The following is a 21,680-nucleotide window of genomic DNA, read 5'->3' on the forward strand; positions in this document are numbered from 1 at the left end:
GGCGCGTTTCTCGTACGGGTGGACGGCACCGTGACCGATCACCCGGGCGCGCCGTTGTCATCGCATGACCCAAGCACAGCGTGTCCTCGCCGCTCTCGCCCTCGCCACCGGCGCCTCCGCGCTCGCAGCGCCCGCTGCGAGCGCCGCCTCTCCGCTTCCCACCGGGACGCTGTCCGTCATGGACACGGTCGACACCCTCGCGGGCGGCTCCGTCGACCCGGAGCACCGCGAGCAGATGCCGAGCGCGTCCCAGCAACTGTCCGGCCTCAACCGGCTGGCCGGAGTGCCCCACGACCTCGACCCGCTGACCAGTCAGCTGGCACCGGTGACGGGCCTGCTCGGGGCGTAGCGCCCGGGCCTGGCGGCGCCCGCGTGGCGGGGGTGGGCCGGTCTTGTCGGGGCGCTGCCCCGAGCCCCGCGCCTCAATGGCCGCCGGGGCTGGGTGTGGCGGTCTTGTCGGGGCGCTGCCCCGAGCCCCGCGCCTCAATGGCCGCCGGGGCTGGGTGTGGCGGTCTTGTCGGGGCTCCGCCCCGAGCCCCGCGCCTCAAACGCCGGCGGGGCTGGGTTGGCCCGGTCCGGTGCCTCGAGTGCTGGCGGGGCTTGAGTTGCCGGCGGCTGGTTGCCGCGCAGCGGCATTTTCAGCCCGGCCTGGGGGTACCTCCCACGGCCGCCAGGCCGTAGGGGGAGATTGAGGCCACCGCGCGGAGCGCGGTACCGGGCCCGGGCGAAGCCCGGCCCGCCCCGCCCACCGGGCGGCACGGGGTCCGGGGCCTGCCCCGCCACGCGGCGGAGCCGTCCGGTACAGCGGGAAGGGGCGGGCAGGAGACGCCCCCTGGGCCCAGCCCGCGGCCTACCCGAGCACGAACACCGCCCCGTGCTCCGCGCGGACGCGGGCCCGGGCGTGCGCCGTGGTCAGTGGCGCAGGCCCGGTCCGGCGGCATCGCCGGCGGATGCGTACACGAGCGTCGGGGCCGCCGGCAGGCGCGTACGCGGTCGGCGGCCCGGTGGTCCGTCAGTGGCGGATGCCCAGGCCCGGGAGCCACAGTTCGCCGCGGTCCTTGCAGCTCACGTCCCGTGCCCGCAGTTCCTCCGGCGCCCTGGTGCCGCGGGCGTACAGCTCGGTGACGACGAGGGCGGCAAGGGCCACGGCGGACTCGCGTCCCGGGTCGGGGAAGTCGGTCTGCCACCAGCCGCGGTCCCGGCTCTGCCACCCGCGCGACAGCATCATCCGGGCCCGGTCGTCGTTGTTCTCCCCGTCGCGGTCGTCGATCGAGGCGTGCAGGCCGTCCTCGACGCTGTAGGACACGAGGAGTTGGCGCCCCCGGTCGGCGGAGCTGGTCAGGCAGAAGCTGGCCCAGTCGGTTCCCACCTGCACCGCCAGCTGCTCCACCCAGGCGCCGAGGAGCAGCTCCAGCCCGTACTGGAACTGCGCCAGGTCCGCGGCAAGCCGGCTGCCGGGGCCCGCCGTCGGCCGTTCGCCGGGGCCGCTGCGGTCCAACTGCCAGACGTAGGGCAGGAACGCCTGGTCGTACGGCTGGCCGCCCGACCAGGGGCCGCGCCATTCGAAGGCGCGCTGCTCCTCGGCCTCCAGGGTCAGCGTGTCGTGGACCGACAGTCCCACCTGCTGCGCGTCCCCGGCGAGCAGCAGGATGCGGTGGCCGTCGCGCCAGCGCACGCTCGGGCCGGCCGCCGAGCCGCCGTACAGCGTCGGCTCGCCGATCCGGGCCACGATCGCGTCGTACACCACCTGGAGCGCGCCGCGCCGCCCGGCCGGGGTCGTGCCCGGCTCGTGGACGAGAACGGGCACGGGGGCGCGGCCCAGATGCGGGCCGGGCGCGTCATGGAGCATACGGGCGAACTCCGCGGCGTCCGCGGGTGTCAGGGCCGTCTCGTGTATCCCCCTGTATTCCATGTCGGCCATCGTGCCAGCCGGCGCCCACAATTCCTCCGGACTTGGGGACCACGGCCGATTCCCGTCGCCCGGGGCCGATCGGGCCCCTGTGCCGGGACCGGCGCGGGGGAGCGACGCCCGGCGCGGCCCTGATCCGCCGCGCACACGGACCGATCGCGCCCGGGCGGGGAACCGCGGCTGACGCCCGACCGGACTTCCGCCACGGCCTCTTGGACGTTCACCACGCGGATGTCACCAGGTCTTCTCACCGCCATCCGCCCTGGCTACCGTCCCAGCCGAGCAATGGATCGATGACGATCGTTTGCCGTCGACGGGAGGTCGGTTGTGTCACCGGAGATTTCGCGCAGAAGAGTGCTCGCGCTCGGGACCGGCGCAGTCGGCGCCGCCACGGCCGGTTCGCTGCTGCCGCCGTCCCTGAGGGCCGCGCTCGCCGCCGAACCGCCGAGCGGCGGGCTGCGCGCGGTCAGGCATGTGGTGATCCTCATGCAGGAGAACCGGTCCTTCGACCACTACTTCGGGACACTGCGCGGCGTCCGCGGCTTCGGTGACCGCAACGCCGTCGAACTCCCCACCGGCAGGCCCGTCCACGAGCAGCCCGCGCCCGGCGGCGGGGCGGTCCTGCCGTTCCCCGTGCGCGACGCCGCGGAGGCGCAGCGGAAGGACCTCCAGTACATCGGCGATCTCGACCACTCCTGGGGCGGCGGCGCGCGGGCCTGGCGCGACGGCTGGATGGACGGCTGGGTCTCCGCGAAGACCGCCGCGACCATGGCGTACTACGATCGCCGCGACCTGCCGCTGCACTACGAGCTCGCCGACACCTTCACCGTCTGCGACGCCTACCACTCGTCCGTCCACACCTCGACGAACCCGAACCGCAACCACCTGTGGAGCGGCTGGACCGGGTACGAGGCCGACGGCAGCCGCGCCGTCACGAACGCGGCGTACGCGGAGGGCACCCACCCCGGCTACCCGTGGCCGACGTACGCGGAGCGTCTGGAGAAGGACGGGCGGAGCTGGAAGACGTACACGGAGTGGGAGAACTTCACCGACAACAGCATCGAGTTCTTCGCGAGCTTCAAGAAGATCGCCCGCAAGGCACTGGCCAGGACCGGTGACGCGGGGGCCGGGGACTTCACGTACCTGGAGGCCTTCTACGCGAAGGTCCGCGCCACCCCGGACCCGGAGGAGCGGGCCGCGCTGCTGGCCGCGCTCGAGGAGGGTGTCGCGACGCTGACGCCCGGCGAGCGGTCGCTGTTCGAACGCGGACTGCGGCGCGTGGAGAGCGGCACCCTCGCCGACAGCTTCCGCGCCGACGTCGCCGCCGGCCGGCTCCCCGAGGTCTCGTACCTGGTGCCGTCCGCCGTCGACTCCGAGCACCCGGGCGCCTCCTCGCCGGTCGCCTCGGCCTCCCTGATGTACAAGATCCTCGACGCCCTCGCCTCGCACCCCGAGGTCTGGCGGCACACCGTCGTCCTGATCAACTACGACGAGAACGACGGCTTCTTCGACCACGTCCCGCCGCCCGTCCCGCCCGCGGACGACAGCGACGAGCGCTGGCAGGGGCTCCCGACGGGCCTGGGCATCCGCGTCCCGATGCTCGTCGTCTCCCCCTGGTCCGTCGGCGGCTTTGTGTGTTCGGAGGTCTTCGACCACACCTCCGTGATCCGGCTGCTGGAGAAGTGGACCGGCGTCGAGGAGCCCAACATCACGCCGTGGCGGCGTACCGTCACCGGCGACCTGACGTCCGCCTTCGACTTCGGCCGCGCGGAGCCGCAGCCCGAGGTGGAGCGGCCGGGGGAGATCCCGCCCTTCACGGGCCGCTGGCGGCCGCAGCCGCCGGCGGTGCAGTCGATGCCCGTCCAGGAACCGGGCACCCGGCCCGCCCGTCCCCTTCCGTACCAGCCCGACGCCGACGCCACGGTCTCCGCGGACGCGGTCACCGTCGCGCTCCGCAACAGCGGCCGGGCGAGCGCGCACTTCGCGCTCTACCCGTACGCCGGGGAGTTCGAGGTCCCGCAGCACCGCGATGCAAGGGGCAGCGCTCAATGGAGGGTGCCCCTCACCGGTGACGCCTACCGGTTCACGATCACCGGCCCCAACGGCTTCCGCCGGGAGTTCGCCGGGCCCGCCGGTGGTGCGGCGGAGGTCGCCTCCGCCGTCGACCACCACGACCGCGATCTGCATCTGACCCTGCGCAACAACGGCAGCGCGCCGCTCACCTTCACGGTGCGGCCGCTGGGCTATGTCGAGGAGGCCGATCTGCACGGCTGGACGCGCCGCGTCACGGTCAAGGCGGGCCGCAGCCGCACGGTCGTCCACTCGGCGGCCGACGCGCACGGCTGGTACGACATCGAGGTGACCGCCGAAGGGGTGGAGCCGGACCGGCAGCCGGATTCGCACCCGGATTCGCGGCCCGAACCGGGCTTCCGGCGCCGCCTGATGGGCCACATCGAGAACGGCCGGGCGAGCGTCTCCGGGTGACGAGCGGCGGTCCAGGACGGTCGGTGGGCACGCCATGTGAGTAACACCACGAATGGGACAAAGGATCACGATTGGCTGCCAGAGTGTTTCCTTGCAGGTCATGAGTTCTTTGCGGGCTGTTCCCGACCAAAGATCCGCGAACCACCCAGGGAGCCGGTCCGTTGGCAGCAATCGCCCGGTGGTGCGTCAGCCACCGCCTCGTCGTCGTTCTGCTCTGGCTCGTCACCCTGGGCGGGGCCGCGGCCGCGGCAGGCGTCGCGGGAACCGCGTACTCCAACGACTACAAGGTCCCGGGCACCGAATCCGGCCGTGCCACCGTGGTGCTCCAGGAGGGCTTCGACGGGCGGGGCGGGGACAGCGACACCATCGTCTGGCACACGGAGCGGGGCAGCGTCAGGGACCCCGACGTCGAGAAGCGCATGTCGGCGATGCTCGACGACATCGACGCACTCGACGGCATCGCCCTCGTCGTGAGCCCGTACGGCAGCGACGGCGCACCGCAGATCAGCGCCGACTCACGGACCGCCTTCGCCCACGTCACCTACGACCACCGGGTCAGGGACATCCCGCCGGCCCAGGCGCAGGCCGTCGTGGACACCGCGAGAGCGGCCACCGCCGACGGGGTCGCGGTCGAGGTCGGCGGCGGCGCCGTCGCCATGACGGAGGCACCCGGCGGCCATCTCGCCGAGATGGTCGGCGTGGGCGTCGCGGGCGTCGTCCTCTTCCTCGTCTTCGGCTCCCTCGCCGCGAGCGCGCTGCCCATCGCCACCGCGCTGGTCTCCGTCGGCACCGCCTACGCGGGCACGGTGCTCCTCGGCCATGTGATGACCGTCGCCGACTTCGCCCCCATGCTGGGCCTGCTGGTCGGCCTCGGCGTCGGCATCGACTACGCGCTGTTCATCGTCACCAGACACCGCCAGGGGCTCAAACGCGGCCTGCCCGTGGACCTGGCCGTGCGCGAGGCCGTGACCACCACCGGCCGTGCCGTCGTCTTCGCGGGCGCCACCGTCTGCATCGCCCTCCTCGGCATGCTGATCCTGCGGCTCGGCTTCCTGAACGGCGTCGCGATCGCCGCCTCCCTCACCGTCGTCCTCACCGTCGCCGCCTCCGTGACGCTGCTGCCCGCCCTGCTGTCGCTGATCGGCATGCGCGCGCTCAGCCGCCGCGAACGGCGCCGACTGGCCGAGCGGGGGCCGCAGCCCGAGCCGCCGACCGGCTTCGCCGCCCGCTGGTCCGCCTTCGTCGAACGCCGGCCCAAACTGCTGGGCGCCCTCGCCGCGGCCGCCATGCTGGTGCTCGCCCTGCCGACGTTCTCCCTCCACCTCGGCACCTCCGACCAGGGCAACGGCCCCGAGACCGCCACCACCCGGCAGGCGTACGACCTGCTCGCCGAAGGCTTCGGCCCCGGCGTCAACGGGCCGCTCACACTCGTCGCCGGACTGGAGGGCCCGGACGACCACGTGGCCATGGACCGGCTCCGCGGCGACCTCCAGGACACCGAGGGCGTCTCGTCCGTCGGCCCGGTCGTCTACAACGGCAGCGGCGACACGGCGCTGCTCTCCGTCGTCCCCGAGACCGCACCCCAGTCGAAGGCGACGAGCGAGCTCGTCGACCGGCTGCGCACCGAGGTCCTGCCCGTCGCGGAGAACGGCACCTCGCTCCAGGTGCACGTCGGCGGCGTCACCGCGAGCTACGACGACTTCGCCGAGGTCATCGTCGGCAAGCTGCCGCTGTTCATCGGCGTCGTGATCACCCTCGGGTGCCTGCTGCTGCTCCTCGCCTTCCGCTCCGTCGGCATTCCGCTGAAGGCCGCGGCGATGAACGTGCTCGCCGTCGCGTCCGCCTTCGGCGTCGTCGTGGCGATCTTCCAGTGGGGCTGGGGGAGCGAGCTGCTGGGCCTCGGCAGGGCGGGCCCCATCGAACCGTTCCTGCCCGTGATCATGGTCTCGGTCCTCTTCGGGCTCTCCATGGACTACCAGGTCTTCCTGGTCAGCCGGATGTACGAGGAGTGGCTGGAGACCGGCGACAACCGACGTGCCGTACGGGTCGGACTCGCGGAGACCGGCCGGGTGATCAACTCCGCGGCCGTCATCATGATCTCGGTGTTCCTCGCCTTCGTGCTCAGCGGCGACCGGGTCATCGCCATGTTCGGCATCGGCCTGGCGGCCGCGGTGGCACTGGACGCGTTCGTCCTGCGGACCCTGCTGGTGCCCGCGCTGATGCACCTGCTCGGCGGGGCGAACTGGTGGCTGCCGCGCGGTCTCGACCGGATGCTCCCGCGCATCAGCATCGAAAAGCCGGCGTCCCGCGAGGCCGCGCATGCGAGGATCCCGCGGGGGCGCGTGCGCGAGGACGGCGAGCTCGTGCCCTAGCAGTCGGCAGGCCGTCGAAGGAGAAGCGTGTACGCGACAGACCTCGGTGACGACGGAGCGCAACTGTGCCCGCTGGAACCCTGGCAGGCACAGGAGTTCTTCGACCACATCGAACGCGGCCGTGAGTACATCGGCCGCCACGTGGGCCTGCCGGACATCGTCAAGGACGTCGACGCCGCCCGCGGCTTCCTCCAGCGCTACGCCGACAAGGCGGCCACCGACACCGGCCGCATCTACGGCATCCGGCTGGCGGGCACCCTTGTCGGCGGCGTCATGTTCCGCACCATGGACGTGGAACAGGGCACCTGCGAGGTGGGCTGCTGGCTCGAACCCTCGGCGTCCGGCCGCGGCCTGGTCACCCGCGCGGTGACGGCCATCGTCGACTGGGCGGTCGACGTACGCGGCATTCACCGCGTCGAATGGCTCGTCGCCCCCGCCAACCAGCCGAGCATCAACGTCGCCAAGCGCCTCGGCATGACCCACGAGGGCACTCGACGCGAGGTCTACGTGTACCGCGGCGAGCGCCAGGACGAGCAGACATGGTCGGTCCTGGCCCCGGAGTGGCGCGAACGGCGGGCGCAGGGGTAGTCGGGGGCTGAGTCGCTGGGCCGGGCCCTCAGTGTGGCCGAAAACCGGTCGGGTCGGGCGCTGGGGCTGCGGAGGCCCTGCAGAGCGTCGGCCAGGGGCGGAAAACCGCTGGTGGACGGGGGTCTTCGGTGTTGGAATGCGCGGATGGAACCACAGGATCACGCGGACGTTCTCGGCCTCTTCGACCGGCAGTTGCGGCGCGGCGCCGACCCCGGCGAACGGGACGGGGACGTCGTACGGCAGTCCGGCGACGGCGGGGAGTGGAACGGGGTCGTCTGGTCCTCGCTGCGGGCGGAGACGGCCGACGCCGCGATCGACCGGCAGGTGCGGCACTTCTCCGCGCTCGGCCGGCCCTTCGAGTGGAAGCTCTACAGCTACGACACCCCCGACGACCTCGGGGCACGGCTGCGCGCCGCCGGGTTCGTGCCGGAGGCGGAGGAGACGGTGATGGTCGGCGAGGCGGCGCGGATGGCCGGCGACGTCGAACTGCCCGATGGCGTACGGCTGGAGCCGGTGACCGGTCCGGCCGGCGTCGAGCTCGTGGTGCAGGTGCACGAACAGGCCTTCGGTACCAGCGGTGACCGGCTGCGCGAGCAGCTGCTCGTCCAACTGGCCAAGGAAGCCGACACGATCGACATCACCCTCGCCATGGCCGGCGACCTCCCGGTGTGCTCCGCCCGCATGGAGCGGTACCCGGGCACCGACTTCGCCGGCCTCTGGGGCGGCGGCACCCTCGCCGCCTGGCGCGGCCGCGGCATCTACCGCGCCCTGGTCGCCCACCGGGCCCGGCTCGCCGTCGCCAAGGGCATCCGGTATCTCCAGGTGGACGCCTCCGACGACAGCCGTCCGATCCTCGACCGGCTCGGCTTCACGGCGCTGTGCACCACGACGCCGTACGTCTACGAGCCCTGAGCCGCGATCGGGTCCGGGCCCTGGGCCCGGACCAGCACGTCACCGGCGGTGGTGCGGTAGTAGAGCACCGACCGTCCCGCGCGCCGGCGGCGCACCAGCCCCGCGTCCAGCAGCACCTTGAGATGGCGGCCCACCGAGCCGAGGCCCTGGCCCGTCACCGCCACCAGGTGCGTGGTGCTCAGCGGGGCGTCGAGCAGCACCAGCACGTCCGCCCGACCGGCACCCAGCAGCCTGGCCAGCGCCTCCGGGGCGGCGGCCCGGCCCGGCTCCGCCAGCGCGCCCGAGCACGGGTACACCACGGCGTACCGGTGCACGGCCCCGTCCGGCCCGGGCCGGTCCGTGGAGATCCAGCCCATGCGCGGCGTGACCGGTACGAACAGCAGTTGCGCGCCCATCAGCCGACGGGGCGGATAGGCGCGGGTGTTGACCTGCAGCCGGTTGCCGCCCAGCCACCGCATCTCCGGATGCATGTCGTCCAGTGCGGCCGCCCAGCCCGCCCGGCTCAACCGGTCGGTGCGCGCCACCACATCGGCCTCGACGACACGCCGCCGCCGCGCCCAGGACGGCGCCACCGTCTCCCGCCACACCCATCGCAGCAGGCCCGCGACGCGTTCCGGCAGGTCGTCGCGGCGCAGCGCCGCGGGAAGCGGCCCCCGGTGCGCGACCTCCAGATCGGCGAGCGCCGTGCCGGCCGGCGTCTCCTTGATCCGTGCCAGCTCCTCGTCGAACGCCGCCTCGCCCTGCCGCGCCACACCCTCAGGGAGTGGCACCGGCGTCACGAAGTCGGCGATCCACCGGTGTCTGCCCAGCGCCACCGGCACCAGCAGCTCGGTGACCGGGTCGGCGGCCAGCCGCTCCCGGTAGGCCGGCCGGTGAGTGTCCAGCCAGCGGCGCTCCGCGGGGTGGGCGGCGGTGCCGCTCTCCAGCAGCATCAGGGCCGCCGCCGTCTCCAGCAGCGGGGACGCGACGAAGCGGCTGTTCGCGAGCGTGTCCGCGTTGACTTCCCACCAGCCCAATGGTTTCGCCTCCCCGCGAAACATTAACGTCCCCCAGGCGGCGCTGCGGAAGCTGCTGCGCATGCGCACGTACCAAGAGCTCTTCAGAACACCGGAGTTCGTCCCGCTGCTCGCGGCGTCCGCCGCGCACGTGGGGGCACTGACGGTGAGCGGCCTGGCCCTGGGCACCCTGGTGTACGACGCGACGGGATCGCCTCTTCTCGCCGCGCTCAGCATGTTCGGCCCACTGCTGGCGCAGATGGCCGGGGCGAGCCTCCTGCTGTCGGCGGCCGACCGCCTGCCGCCGCGCACCGCGACCGTCGGGCTGGCGCTCTGCTTCGCCGTCGGCACCGCGACCCTCGCCCTGCCCGGCCTGCCGATCGCCGCGGTCTTCCTGATCCTCGCGGTGCAGGGCATGCTCGGCTCCATCGGCGGCGGCGTACGGTACGGGCTCCTCACCGAAATTCTTCCCGCCGACGGCTACCTGCTCGGCCGGTCGGTCCTCAACATGTGCGCGGGCACCCTGCAGATCTGCGGCTACGCCCTCGGCGGCGTCCTGGTCGCCGTGGTGTCGCCACGCGGCGCGCTGCTCACCGGCGCGGCCCTGTACGTGGTCGCCGCGGCCGTCGCACGCTGCGGCCTGGCCGGGCGGCCGCCGCGCGCCAAGGGCCGTCCGTCGGCGGCGGAGACCTGGCGGACCAACGGCCGCCTGTGGTCGTCGCGCCCCCGGCGCCACGTCTACCTCGCCCTGTGGGTCCCCAACGGTCTCGTCGTCGGCGCCGAGTCCCTCTTCGTCTCCTACGCGCCCCGCCACGCCGGTCTGCTGTTCGCCTTCGCCGCGGTGGGCATGCTCGCCGGTGACACCCTGACCGGCCGCTTCCTGCCGGCGCGGTGGCGCGAACGGTTCGGCGCGCCGCCACTGCTGCTGATGCTCGCCCTCCCGTACCTCGTCTTCGCCCTGCGTCCGCCGCTGCCCGTGGCGCTCGCCGCCGTGACCGTCGCATCGATCGGGTTCTCCGCGAGCCTGCTGCTCCAGGAACGGCTGATGGCCCTGACGCCGGGCGAACTGAGCGGGCACGCCTTCGGGTTGCACTCCTCCGGGATGCTCACCATGCAGGGCGTCGCGGCGGCGATCGCGGGCGGCATCGCGCAGTTCACCTCCCCCGCGACGGCGATGACCGTGATGGCGGGCGGGTCGGCCGCGGTCACGCTGGCCCTGGCCCCGCGCCTCAGGCGCGCCCGGTCGGCCGCGGCAGACGTCGCGCCGGGGCCGACGGGGGAATCGGGACCGGAGGCGGAACCGGGCTCGGAGGCTGACCTGCGGCCCACGGACCGGGCCTGAGGTCTGCTTTGGTGAGGTTGAGGTGGAGGCCGGGCGCCGCCGTCCGACCGGGCCGGACAGAACCCCGGCGGCCCACCGTCGGGGCTACGCCGGGGCCGTCGCCCCGCCTGCGTCGCCCGCCTGCGTCGCCCCGCCGCTCCGAGCGGGGCGTCCGGCGCGTTGTGGGGCCACGGTGTCCGCCAGGTGCACGGTCGGGCGGCTTCGGCTGCCCCAGACACCGGGGCCGGGCTTGCCCGCCCCTGCCGCTTCCTCGGGGCCGGCCTACGGCCGGGCTGCCGCCCCGTTCCCGTCGCCGTCCCCGCCTGCGTCGCGCGTCCGCCCGGGGCCGGGCCGCCCCGGCGCGTCGTCGTCCGTGGCGTCCGCCGCCTGCCCGGGCCGGGGCTCACGGCCCGGTGCCCCGCCGCCTCCGGCGGCGTCCGCGTCCGCCCGCGGTGTCTGCGCGCGGACCGTGACCTTGCCCGAGGCGAGGTCTATCGGGCCGCGGCCCGGGTCGCCGTCCGCCGTGTCGACTCGCGTCAGCGCGAGACGGTTGCGCTCGTCGTCGGTGTGCTTGCGGCCCGGCGCGAATATCTCCTCGAAGGCGTTGAACACGGGGCCACCACCTCCTATCGCACCTCCAGCTGGAGGATCTTGTCGTCACCCGCCTCGGGCGTGCCCCGGCCGTCCGTCTCGCTGGTGACGAGCCAGAGCTTGTTGCCGCCCGCGGAGACGACCGTGCGCAGGCGGCCGTGCTCCTCCTCCAGGAACGGCTGGGGGTCCGCGGAAGGTTCCGCGCCGGCCAGCGGGATGCGCCAGAGCCGCTCGCCCCGCAGCCCCGCCATCCAGATCGAGCCCTCGGCGTAGGCGATGCCGCTCGGAGAGGCTTCCGTCGTCTTCCACTGGGCCACCGGGTCGACGAATTCGGACCCGCCGCCCTTGCCCTCTGCCTCTGGCCAGCCGTAGTTCTTGCCGGGCTCGATCAGATTCAGCTCGTCCCAGGTGTTCTGCCCGAACTCCGCCGCCCACAGGCGCTTCTCGGAGTCCCAGGCGAGCCCCTGCACATTGCGGTGGCCGTACGAGTAGACGACGGAGTCGGCCTCCGGGTTGCCGTGGACCGGCTCTCCGTCCGGGGTCATGCGGAGGATCTTGCCGCCGAGGGACTCCTTGTCCTGGGCGAGTCCCGTGTCGCCCGTCTCGCCCGTGCCCGCGTACAGCATCTTGTCCGGACCGAAGGCAATCCTGCCGCCGTTGTGGATGACGCCCTTGGGGATGCCGCGCAGCACCGTGTCGGGCGCGCCGAGCTGCTGGCCGGCCGGCTTCTGCTCGTCGTACAGCAGGCGGGCGATGCGGTTGTCGGAGGCGGTGGTGAAGTAGGCGTAGATCTGGTGGTCGGAGGCGAAGGAGGGGGACAGGGCAAGGCCCATCAGGCCGCCCTCCCCGCCCGGTTCCACCCCCGGCACGGAACCGACCTCGGTCTTCTTGCCGCTCGCCGCGTCGATCCGGGTGATCGTGCCCTCGTCGCGCGAGGAGACCAGCAGGTCGCCGCCCGGCAGAGCGGCCACGCCCCAGGGCGTGTCCAGGTCCTCGGTCAGGGTGGAGACGACCTTCACCGAGCCCTTCGCGGGCGGGCCGGCAGGGCTCGGCGCGCTGTTCGGGGCCGTGGCCGACGGGGCGGCGTCCTTGGAGGTGCCGGGCGTCCCGCCGGCCGGGCCGTTCTCGCCGCCGGACGAGCACCCGGCCGCGAAGAGGAGCACGAGGGCGGCCATCACGGCCGTCACTGCAGGACGGTGCACGGTTCTGATCCCTTCGACGGCGGCGGTGCTGCTGCCTTCCTGTTCTTCTTACACCGCGACCGCCCTCCAGGTTCCCGATCTTGCCCAGAACCCGGCTCACGCGTGAGGAAACCGGATCGTGAACGCCGCGCGCCTGCCCGGACCCGCGCCCGCCGCCCCCGCCAGGACTCAGTCCCACGACCCGCGTGCCGCCGGCAGCCCCGCGATCTCCGCCAGGTCGTACGCCGTCAGTTCCAGCTCCCCGGCGCCCGCGTTCTCGACCGCCCACTCGGGCCGCTTCGTCCCCGGCACCGGCACCACGTGCCGCCCCCGGCCCAGCGCCCAGGCCAGCGCCACCCGCGCCGGCGTGGCGCCCCCGCCGTGCCGCTCGGCGATCCGGCGCAGGCCTGCCACCACGGGCTGGTTGGCCGCCATCATCTCCGCCGTGAACCGCGGATGGCGCGCGCGTACGTCGTCGGGCTCGAAGCCCTGACCGGGCGTGAGCGTCCCGGTCAGATAGCCGTTCCCGAGCGGCATCGCGGCCAGGAACCCCACGCCGCGCGCCTCGCACCAGGGCAGCAGCCGCTCCAGCGCCTCCGGGGACCACACCGACAGCTCCGCCTGTACCGCGCTGACCGGGAACACCTGCTGAATCCGCTCCAGTTGGCGGATCGTTCCCTCGTGCAGATGACCGCCCGACCGGCGGGGCGCCCGTGCACCGACGGCGCACATGCCGAGCGCGCGCACCTTTCCCGCGCCCACCAGTTCGGCCATCGCGCCCCACGTCTCCTCGACGGGGACCTCGGGGTCGGCGCGGTGGAGCTGGTACAGATCGATCACGTCGGTCTGCAGACGGCGCAGCGAGGCGTCGCAGGCGCGCTTCACATAGCCGGGGCGTCCGTTGGCGACGATGTGCTGATCGCCCACGAGCAGGCCGACCTTCGTCGAGACGAAGGCGTCCGCACGCCGCTCCTTGAGCACCCTGCCGAGCAGCAGCTCGTTGGTGAACGGCCCGTACATGTCGGCCGTGTCCAGCAGGGTCGAACCCGCGTCGAGCGCGATGTGGACGGTACGGAGCGAGCGGTCGCCGCGCTGCTGGGAGCCGCTGTAGCCCCAGCTCATCGGCATGCATCCGAGCCCCACGGCGCCCACTTCGAGGCCCGCCGCACCGATCGCCCTGCGCTCCAACTCCCCGTACCTCTCCCTCGCCCGCCCCCAAAACTAACCAATGGCCTGCCGCTGCCTTCGCATAGCCTCCTGAGCATGACTGCTGATGTGTGGCTCCCCATCCCGGCCGACGAGATCGACGGCCTCCCCTCGCCCGCCGAGACAGGTCTGAACTACCGCTTCTGGGACGGCGCCCCGGACTTTCCGGCCGACCCGGCGGACTGCGCCTTCTACGTCGTCCCCTACCTGAAGGGCATGGAGGTGGCCATACGGCCGCTCGCCGCCATGAGCTCCGTACGTGTCGTCCAGACGCTCTCCGCGGGCATCGACCATGTGGAGCCGGGGCTCGCCTCGCTGCCCGCCGGCGTGCGGCTGTGCAACGCCAAGGGCGTCCACGAGGCGTCGACCGCGGAACTCGCCCTGGCGCTGATCCTCGCCTCCCTGCGCGGCATCCCCGGATTCGTGCGCGGCCAGGACGCCGAGGAATGGCGCGCGGGCTTCTACCCGGCGCTCGCCGACAAGTCCGTGCTCATCGTCGGATACGGGTCCATCGGCGCCGCGATCGAGGACCGGCTCGCGCCCTTCGAGTGCGCGCGGGTGGCGCGCGTCGCGCGCTCCGCGCGGACAACGGAGCGCGGGGAAGTGCGCGCACTCACCGATCTTCCGGCGCTGCTTCCCGACGCCGACGTCGTGATCCTGTCCACGCCGCTGACCGAGCAGACGAAGGGCCTGGTGGGGGGCGACTTCCTGAGCCGGATGAAGGACGGGGCGCTGCTGGTCAACGTCGCCCGCGGTCCGGTCGTCGACACAAAGGCGCTGATCGCGGAGGTGGAGAGCGGCCGCATCACCGCCGCGCTCGACGTCACCGACCCGGAGCCGCTGCCCGCCGGGCACCCCCTCTGGCATCTTCCCGGTGTGCTGATCAGCCCTCACGTCGGCGGCTCCACCTCGGCGTTCATGCCCCGCGCCAAGCGGCTGCTGGCGGCCCAGATCACCGCGTTCGCGGCGGGCGACCCGCTGCGGAATGTCGTCGTGACGACCGGATAACGACCCTCGGGTGAACAGTGTCGGACACGCTCCGAAGTCACTCGAATGCACCGCGTGCCTTAATCGTCCCAGTCGGTCACGCAGAGTAGAGGGGCTATGTCCCTGAGTGACGATATTGGTGTATCGTCCCGACCTGGGGGCTGCACCGGTGAGGGGTGGTGCTGTGGCGCGAACTGATTGCCGATCAGACGTGAGGGGGGCGACGGGCGATGCAGGGCCGATGGACCGAATCGACGCGGCAGGGCGGCCGCCGACGAATCCCGCGGACTCCGCTGTGCGGAGCGACTCCACCATCCGCGATTCCGCCACCCGTGACGATGCCATCCGCGGCCCCGCCACCCGTGACGACGCCGGCCCCACCGCCGGTGAAGACGTCACCAGTGACGACGCCACCCGTGACGGCGTCCCGCGCGGCCTCGCCGCCCGCACCTCCGCGGCCGCCCGCTCACCCCTGGACCGCGCGATGACCGCGCCCGGGGCGTTCGTCCTCGGGGACGCGGTGCCGCGCGGCGGCCCGGGGGCGGCCCGTCAGCTCCTCCTGGCGTTCGTCTGCGCCGGTTACGGGGTGGGGGCGGCCTTCGGCTGGGGATCGACCCGACTGGCCCTGATCATGGGGGACTTCGGGCTCAGCCTCGCCGCCCTGATCGCCGCCGTCTCCTGCTTGCTCTACGCGCGCACGCCGGCCTGCCGCTTCCGGCCCGCGTGGCTGCTGTTCGCGCTCTCCTCCGCGATGGCGTCGGCGGGGAACGCGGTCTGGGGCTGGTACGAGGTGGTGCTGGGCCGCCCGGTGCCCAGCCCGTCCGTGGCCGACCTGTTCTTCCTCTGCTTCGCGCCGCCCGCCATCGTCGGGCTCCTGGTGCTCGCCAAACGGCCCGTGTCCAAGGCCGGGTGGGTCTGCCTCGGGCTCGACGCCTGGCTGATCGGCGGCTCGCTGCTCACCCTCTCCTGGAGCCTCGCGCTCGCCCACACCGCCCACGCGCAGGGCGAGAGCGTGGCCCCGGCGGCGCTCTCGCTCGCGTACCCGCTGCTGGACATCGTGCTGGTGAGCATGGTCCTCGCGCTGCACTTCCGCCGCTCGTCGGCCAACCGGTCGGCCGTCAACACCGCGATCGCCGGCCTGGCGCTCACCGTCCTGTGCGACGCACTGTTCACCTCGCCGCTGCTGCGCGAGAGTTACCGCTCCGGCCAGCTCCTCGACGCCGGGTGGTTCGCGGGCTCGCTGCTGCTCGCGTACGCCCCCTGGGGCGCGCGCCGGACGCCGGACGCCGCACGGCCGCCACTGGGCGTGAAACATCCGGGCCGGCCCATAGCCAGCTCCCTGTCCGCGCTCACCCCGTACCTCGCCGCGGCCGTGTGCACCCTCGGCATCCTGTACAACGTCATCGAGGGCCGCCGGGTCGACCGGGTCGTCGTGCTCACGGGATGCACCGTCGTCCTCGCCCTCGTCGTACGGCAGGGCATCATGCTGCTCGACAACATCGCCCTCACCCACGAACTGGCCCAGAAGGAGAACCACTTCCGCTCGCTGGTGCAGGGTTCGAGCGACGTCATCATGATCGCCGCGCCCTCCGGGGTGCTGCGCTACGTCTCACCCGCGGCGGCCGGGGTCTACGGGCGGGAGGCGGAGGAGCTGGTCGGCTCCGAACTGGCCGCCCTCATCCACCCGGACGACCTCGGGCGCGTCGTCCACGAGCTCCGCCGCTTCCTGGCCGCGGAACCGGCCCAGGAGCCGACCACACGCATGGAGTGCCGGTTCAGGTCCGGCTCCGGCGACTGGCTCAACGTGGAGTCGACCGTCAGCCGCCACCAGGGCGGTCTGATCCTCAACAGCCGCGACGTCACGGAACGGGTGCGCCTCCAGGCCCAGCTCCAGCACAACGCGGAGCACGACCCGCTGACCGACCTGCCCAACCGCGCCCTGTTCACCGAGCGGGTCAGGGGTGCCCTCACCGGCCGCAGGGCGGGCGACGAGGGCACCGCCGTGCTCTTCATCGACCTCGACGGTTTCAAGGGTGTCAACGACCGCCTCGGCCACCAGGCGGGCGACGAACTGCTGATTCAGGCGGCCCGGCGGCTCGCCGACTCCGTGCGGGCCGGGGACACCGCCGCCAGGCTCGGCGGAGACGAGTTCGCGGCCCTCATCGTCGGTGACGGCTGCGGCGACCGGACCGCCCGCGAGTCGCAGGTGCTGGAGATCGCCGACAGGCTGCGGCTCATGCTCTCCCAGCCGTACCGCATCGAGGGCGGCGAGGTGCGCGTCTGCGCCTCCATCGGCGTCGCCTTCGCCGAGCCGGCGATGAGCCCCACCGACCTGATGCGCAACGCGGACCTCGCCATGTACCGGGCCAAGGCCGGCGGCAAGGACCGGGTCGAGCTGTACGCGCCCCAGATGCAGGCCGAGGTGGTCCGTCGCACCGAGCTGGCCGCACGGCTGCGCAGCGCCCTGCACGAGGGCGAGTTCGCGCTGCTGCACCAGCCGGTCGTGAGCCTGGCCACCGGCCGTATCGCGGCGGTCTCCGCACAGGCCCGCTGGCGCTCCGCCCAGGGCATCCTCTTCACGCCGGCCGAGTTCCTGCGGGTCTCCGAGGAGCGCGACCGCAGCGCCGAACTCGGCCGCTGGCTGCTCGAGGAGGCCGTCGGGCAGGCCGCGGAGCGGCGCCGGCTCGGGCACGGGACAACGGTGTCGGTGCGGCTGTCCGCCCGGCTGCTGCTGGACAGATCCCTGCCGCTCGGCTCCATCGAGGCCCTGCTCACCCGGCACGGCCTGCCGTCCGGCGCACTCGTCATCGAGCTCGCGGACAGCGACCCGCGGATCTCCTTCGACGAGCTGGAACAGCGGCTGACCGCCCTGCGCAGACTGGGCGTACGGATCGCGCTGGACGGTTTCGGCAGCGGCTACGCGGCGATCAACGCGCTCCGCAGACTCCCGGTGGACGTGCTGAAACTGGACAGAGGGCTGGTCGAGGGCGTCGTCGAGTCCGCCAGGCTGCACAAGATCACCAGCGGGCTGCTCCGTATCGCAGGCGACCTCGGGATGCAGTCCGTCGCCGACGGGGTGGACGTCCCCGAGCAGGTGCTCGCGCTGCGCGCCATGGGGTGCACACACGCCCAGGGGATGGCCTTCTCGGGGCCGCTGGACGAGTATCGGCTGCGGCGCGCCCTGGTCAGGGGCGAGTACCCGGTGCCCGCGGCCCTCGCGCTGCCGGTGCTCACGGCAGGCATCCCACCCGCCCGGAACGGTTCAAATAGTGAGACGCGCGTCCCACCCACTTGACAGTGGTAGCGCGCCGGGGGGAGGGTCAATGCCATGCGCACCCGAATTCTCGTACTTGGAAAGCGCGTCGGCTAGCAGGGCCGCACAGTCAGCTCTGCGAACACCCCCGACGCGCTCCCCTCGCTTGCCTCACGGCACGAGGGGTTTTTTGTTGCACCGGCACGATGTGAATCCGTACCAAACCCTCGCGAAAACCTCAGCTTCGAGAAGAGAACGCCGATGACCGAGCAGGCCTCCGGGGCCCACCATCCGCAACCGCGGGCCCGTAGCGGCGGACAGCCGTCCGCCACCGTCGAACACGTCACGGGTGCGCAGTCCCTGATTCGCTCTCTCGAGGAAGTAGGGGCCGACACGGTGTTCGGCATCCCGGGCGGTGCGATCCTCCCGGCGTACGACCCGATGATGGACTCCTCGAAGGTCCGCCACGTCCTCGTCCGCCACGAGCAGGGCGCCGGCCACGCCGCCACCGGTTACGCGCAGGCCACCGGCAAGGTCGGCGTCTGCATGGCCACCTCCGGCCCCGGCGCCACCAACCTGGTCACCCCGATCGCCGACGCGCACATGGACTCCGTGCCGCTCGTCGCGATCACCGGTCAGGTCGCCTCCAAGGCGATCGGTACGGACGCCTTCCAGGAGGCGGACATCTGCGGCATCACCATGCCGATCACCAAGCACAACTTCCTGGTGACCCGGGCGCAGGACATCCCGCGCACCATCGCGGAGGCCTTCCACATCGCCTCCACCGGCCGCCCGGGCCCCGTCCTCGTCGACATCGCCAAGGACGCCCTCCAGGCGAAGACCACCTTCAGCTGGCCGCCGCAGACCGATCTGCCCGGCTACCGCCCGGTGACCAAGCCGCACGCCAAGCAGATCCGCGAGGCCGCCAAGCTGATCATCGGCGCCAAGCGCCCGGTCCTGTACGTCGGAGGCGGCGTCCTCAAGGCCGGCGCCACCACCGAGCTGAAGGTTCTCGCCGAGCTCACCGGAGCCCCCGTCACCACCACCCTGATGGCGCTGGGCGCGTTCCCCGACAGCCACCCGCTGCACGTGGGAATGCCGGGCATGCACGGTGCGGTCACCGCCGTCACCGCGCTGCAGAAGGCCGACCTGATCGTCGCCCTCGGAGCCCGTTTCGACGACCGTGTCACCGGCAAGCTGGACAGCTTCGCGCCGTACGCGAAGGTCGTCCACGCCGACATCGACCCGGCGGAGATCGGCAAGAACCGCACCGCCGACGTCCCGATCGTCGGCGACGCCCGCGAGGTCATCGCCGACCTGGTCCAGGCCGTCCAGGCCGAGCACAGCGACGGCAACGCCGGGGACTACAGCGCCTGGTGGAAGGACCTCAACCGCTGGCGCGAGACCTACCCGCTCGGCTACGAGCAGCCGGACGACGGCAGCCTCGCCCCGCAGCAGGTCATCCAACGCATCGGCGAACTCGCCCCGGACGACACGATCTTCGCGGCGGGCGTCGGCCAGCACCAGATGTGGGCCGCGCACTTCATCAACTACGAGAAGCCGGCCACCTGGCTGAACTCGGGCGGCGCCGGGACGATGGGCTACGCGGTCCCCGCCGCGATGGGCGCCAAGGCCGGCGCACCGGAGCGCACGGTCTGGGCGATCGACGGCGACGGCTGCTTCCAGATGACCAACCAGGAACTGGTCACCTGCGCGCTGAACAACATCCCGATCAAGGTCGCGATCATCAACAACGGCGCCCTCGGGATGGTCCGCCAGTGGCAGACCCTCTTCTACAACCAGCGCTACTCCAACACCGTGCTGCACTCCGGCCCGGATGCCACCGGCCTGGAGAAGAGCGCCGGCACCCGCGTCCCCGACTTCGTCAAGCTGTCGGAGGCCATGGGCTGCCACGCGATCCGCTGCGAGTCCCCGGACGAGCTGGACAAGGTCATCGCCGAGGCCAACGCGATCAACGACCGCCCGGTCGTCATCGACTTCATCGTCCACGAGGACGCCCAGGTGTGGCCCATGGTCGCCGCCGGCACCTCCAACGACGAGGTCATGGCCGCCCGCGGCGTCCGTCCCGACTTCGGCGACAACGAAGACGACTGAGAGAGAGCGACCAGAAACATGTCCAAGCACACGCTCTCGGTCCTGGTCGAGAACACCCCTGGCATTCTCGCCCGGATCGCCGCGCTGTTCTCCCGCCGCGGGTTCAACATCGACTCGCTCGCGGTCGGCGTCACCGAGCACCCCGACATCTCCCGCATCACCATCGTGGTGGGCGTCGAGGACCTGCCGCTCGAGCAGGTGACCAAGCAGCTCAACAAGCTCGTCAACGTTCTGAAGATCGTCGAGCTCGAGCCCGGCGCCGCGATCCAGCGCGAGCTCGTGCTGGTGAAGGTCCGCGCCGACAACGAGACCCGCTCGCAGATCGTCGAGATCGTCCAGCTCTTCCGCGCCAAGACCGTCGACGTCTCGCCCGAGGCCGTCACCATCGAGGCCACCGGATCGAGTGACAAGCTCGAGGCGATGCTGAAGATGCTCGAGCAGTTCGGCATCAAGGAGCTCGTCCAGTCCGGCACGATCGCCATAGGGCGTGGCGCCCGCTCCATCACGGACCGGTCGCTGCGCGCTCTGGACCGTTCCGCATAGCCCTCGCACCACCCCCGTTCTCGCCTGGCGAGACCGCGAATCTTTTCCCGCCGATCCCGCCGTACGGTGGGACGCAAAGCGTCATTCCAAAGACGTGCACACCAAGGAGACAACCAAGTGGCCGAGCTGTTCTACGACGACGACGCCGACCTGTCCATCATCCAGAACCGCAAGGTCGCGGTCATCGGCTACGGAAGCCAGGGCCACGCCCACGCGCTGTCGCTGCGTGACTCGGGTGTCGACGTCCGCGTCGGTCTGCACGAGGGCTCCAAGTCCAAGGCCAAGGCCGAGGAGCAGGGCCTGCGCGTGGTGACGCCCGCCGAGGCCTCCGCCGAGGCCGACGTCATCATGATCCTGGTCCCGGACCCGATCCAGGCCCAGGTCTACGAGGAGTCCGTCAAGGACAACCTGAAGGACGGCGACGCCCTGTTCTTCGGCCACGGCCTGAACATCCGCTTCGGCTTCATCAAGCCGCCGGCCGGTGTCGACGTCGCCATGGTCGCCCCGAAGGGCCCGGGCCACCTGGTCCGCCGCCAGTACGAGGAGGGCCGCGGCGTTCCGTGCATCGCCGCCGTCGAGCAGGACGCCACCGGCAAGGCCTTCGACCTGGCGCTGTCGTACGCCAAGGGCATCGGCGGCACCCGCGCGGGCGTCATCAAGACGACCTTCAAGGAAGAGACCGAGACGGACCTCTTCGGCGAGCAGGCCGTCCTCTGCGGTGGCACCGCGGCGCTGGTCAAGGCGGGCTTCGAGACCCTGACCGAGGCCGGCTACCAGCCGGAGATCGCGTACTTCGAGTGCCTCCACGAGCTGAAGCTGATCGTGGACCTCATGTACGAGGGCGGCCTGGAGAAGATGCGCTGGTCGGTCTCCGAGACCGCCGAGTGGGGCGACTACGTCACCGGCCCGCGGATCATCACGGAAGACACCAAGGCCGAGATGAAGAAGGTCCTCACCGAGATCCAGGACGGCACCTTCGCCAAGAACTGGATGGACGAGTACCACGGCGGTCTGAAGAAGTACAACGAGTACAAGACCCAGGACTCCGAGCACCTGCTGGAGACCACCGGCAAGGAGCTGCGCAAGCTCATGAGCTGGGTCGACAACGAAGAGGCGTGATCCTTCGGGTGAGGGGGCCGGTCCGCGGCCCCCTCACCCGTACGTCCGGCAGCTTCTCCACTTCGTCCAGCCACGGACGGGTGATCCTGCCGCTGAGGCGCATG

Annotated in this window: 16 protein-coding genes; 11 read left to right on the forward strand and 5 right to left on the reverse strand. The window is 72.3% G+C overall.

The window, feature by feature from the left end:
- Window positions 1-64: 64 nt before the first annotated feature.
- Window positions 65-349, forward strand: a complete 285-nt coding sequence (locus ACWD01_RS27900; protein WP_451165555.1) for a hypothetical protein — start codon at window positions 65-67, stop codon at window positions 347-349.
- A gap of 663 nt (window positions 350-1,012) precedes the next feature.
- Here ACWD01_RS27900 and ACWD01_RS27905 read toward each other — a convergent pair.
- Entirely contained in the window at window positions 1,013-1,912 is a 900-nt protein-coding gene (locus ACWD01_RS27905; protein ID WP_451165556.1) for a hypothetical protein, read from the reverse strand.
- 324 nt (window positions 1,913-2,236) lie between these two features.
- On the opposite strand from ACWD01_RS27905, the gene ACWD01_RS27910 reads away from it, so the two are divergent.
- The 4 genes from ACWD01_RS27910 (at window position 2,237) to ACWD01_RS27925 (ending at window position 8,265) form a co-directional block, all read left to right on the forward strand.
- Window positions 2,237-4,393, forward strand: coding sequence for a phosphocholine-specific phospholipase C (locus ACWD01_RS27910; protein ID WP_451165557.1), 2,157 nt, complete (start codon window positions 2,237-2,239; stop codon window positions 4,391-4,393).
- Between the two features lie 161 nt (window positions 4,394-4,554).
- The gene (locus ACWD01_RS27915; RefSeq protein ID WP_451165558.1) at window positions 4,555-6,765 is read left to right on the forward strand and encodes an MMPL family transporter; all 2,211 of its coding nucleotides are present in this window, start codon (window positions 4,555-4,557) and stop codon (window positions 6,763-6,765) included.
- Between the two features lie 27 nt (window positions 6,766-6,792).
- A complete protein-coding gene (locus ACWD01_RS27920; RefSeq protein ID WP_451165559.1) occupies window positions 6,793-7,353 on the forward strand; it encodes a GNAT family N-acetyltransferase in 561 nt (186 codons plus the stop codon).
- Between the two features lie 144 nt (window positions 7,354-7,497).
- Window positions 7,498-8,265: a GNAT family N-acetyltransferase gene (locus ACWD01_RS27925; protein ID WP_451165560.1), complete on the forward strand. Its 768-nt coding sequence runs from the start codon at window positions 7,498-7,500 to the stop codon at window positions 8,263-8,265.
- On the opposite strand, the gene ACWD01_RS27930 is transcribed toward ACWD01_RS27925, so the two are convergent.
- Window positions 8,253-9,281, reverse strand: a complete 1,029-nt coding sequence (locus ACWD01_RS27930) for an ArsR/SmtB family transcription factor (RefSeq protein ID WP_451165561.1) — start codon at window positions 9,279-9,281, stop codon at window positions 8,253-8,255. The genes ACWD01_RS27925 and ACWD01_RS27930 overlap by 13 nt on opposite strands.
- Window positions 9,282-9,342: 61 nt before the next feature.
- Here ACWD01_RS27930 and ACWD01_RS27935 point away from each other — a divergent pair, with 61 nt between their 5' ends.
- Complete coding sequence (locus ACWD01_RS27935; RefSeq protein ID WP_451165562.1) at window positions 9,343-10,602, forward strand: MFS transporter; 1,260 nt, start codon at window positions 9,343-9,345, stop codon at window positions 10,600-10,602.
- 261 nt (window positions 10,603-10,863) lie between these two features.
- Here ACWD01_RS27935 and ACWD01_RS27940 read toward each other — a convergent pair whose 3' ends face one another.
- The 3 genes from ACWD01_RS27940 to ACWD01_RS27950 all read right to left on the reverse strand — a co-directional run bounded on the left by ACWD01_RS27940 (window position 10,864) and on the right by ACWD01_RS27950 (window position 13,541).
- Window positions 10,864-11,193, reverse strand: coding sequence for a DUF6191 domain-containing protein (locus ACWD01_RS27940; protein WP_451165563.1), 330 nt, complete (start codon window positions 11,191-11,193; stop codon window positions 10,864-10,866).
- Window positions 11,194-11,207: 14 nt separating this feature from the next.
- Window positions 11,208-12,347 (reverse strand): PQQ-dependent sugar dehydrogenase, encoded by a 1,140-nt coding sequence (locus ACWD01_RS27945; protein WP_451165596.1) that lies wholly within the window; start codon window positions 12,345-12,347, stop codon window positions 11,208-11,210.
- Between the two features lie 195 nt (window positions 12,348-12,542).
- On the reverse strand, window positions 12,543-13,541 hold the full coding sequence (locus ACWD01_RS27950; RefSeq protein ID WP_451165564.1) for an aldo/keto reductase: 999 nt from the start codon (window positions 13,539-13,541) through the stop codon (window positions 12,543-12,545).
- Window positions 13,542-13,628: 87 nt separating this feature from the next.
- On the opposite strand from ACWD01_RS27950, the gene ACWD01_RS27955 reads away from it, so the two are divergent.
- The 5 genes from ACWD01_RS27955 (at window position 13,629) to ilvC (ending at window position 21,576) form a co-directional block, all read left to right on the forward strand.
- Complete coding sequence (locus ACWD01_RS27955; protein ID WP_451165597.1) at window positions 13,629-14,567, forward strand: 2-hydroxyacid dehydrogenase; 939 nt, start codon at window positions 13,629-13,631, stop codon at window positions 14,565-14,567.
- Between the two features lie 463 nt (window positions 14,568-15,030).
- Window positions 15,031-17,841: a putative bifunctional diguanylate cyclase/phosphodiesterase gene (locus ACWD01_RS27960; RefSeq protein ID WP_451165598.1), complete on the forward strand. Its 2,811-nt coding sequence runs from the start codon at window positions 15,031-15,033 to the stop codon at window positions 17,839-17,841.
- Window positions 17,842-18,060: 219 nt separating this feature from the next.
- Entirely contained in the window at window positions 18,061-19,914 is a 1,854-nt protein-coding gene (locus ACWD01_RS27965) for an acetolactate synthase large subunit (protein WP_356892885.1), read from the forward strand.
- A gap of 18 nt (window positions 19,915-19,932) precedes the next feature.
- Window positions 19,933-20,457, forward strand: a complete 525-nt coding sequence (ilvN, locus tag ACWD01_RS27970; protein WP_100109313.1) for an acetolactate synthase small subunit — start codon at window positions 19,933-19,935, stop codon at window positions 20,455-20,457.
- Between the two features lie 66 nt (window positions 20,458-20,523).
- The gene (ilvC, locus tag ACWD01_RS27975) at window positions 20,524-21,576 is read left to right on the forward strand and encodes a ketol-acid reductoisomerase (protein WP_451165565.1); all 1,053 of its coding nucleotides are present in this window, start codon (window positions 20,524-20,526) and stop codon (window positions 21,574-21,576) included.
- Window positions 21,577-21,680: the final 104 nt, after the last annotated feature.

This window comes from Streptomyces sp. NPDC002835 (assembly GCF_053591995.1).

Bases quoted from the DNA above. Each gene is read 5' to 3' on its own strand.
- ilvN (WP_100109313.1), top strand. From the start codon at position 19,933: ATGTCCAAGCACACGCTCTCGGTCCTGGTCGAGAACACCCCTGGCATT.
- ACWD01_RS27905 (WP_451165556.1), bottom strand. From the start codon at position 1,912: ATGGAATACAGGGGGATACACGAGACGGCCCTGACACCCGCGGACGCC.
- ACWD01_RS27925 (WP_451165560.1), top strand. From the start codon at position 7,498: ATGGAACCACAGGATCACGCGGACGTTCTCGGCCTCTTCGACCGGCAG.
- ACWD01_RS27965 (WP_356892885.1), top strand. From the start codon at position 18,061: ATGACCGAGCAGGCCTCCGGGGCCCACCATCCGCAACCGCGGGCCCGT.
- ACWD01_RS27945 (WP_451165596.1), bottom strand. From the start codon at position 12,347: ATGGCCGCCCTCGTGCTCCTCTTCGCGGCCGGGTGCTCGTCCGGCGGC.
- ACWD01_RS27900 (WP_451165555.1), top strand. From the start codon at position 65: ATGACCCAAGCACAGCGTGTCCTCGCCGCTCTCGCCCTCGCCACCGGC.
- ACWD01_RS27960 (WP_451165598.1), top strand. From the start codon at position 15,031: ATGACCGCGCCCGGGGCGTTCGTCCTCGGGGACGCGGTGCCGCGCGGC.
- ACWD01_RS27935 (WP_451165562.1), top strand. From the start codon at position 9,343: ATGCGCACGTACCAAGAGCTCTTCAGAACACCGGAGTTCGTCCCGCTG.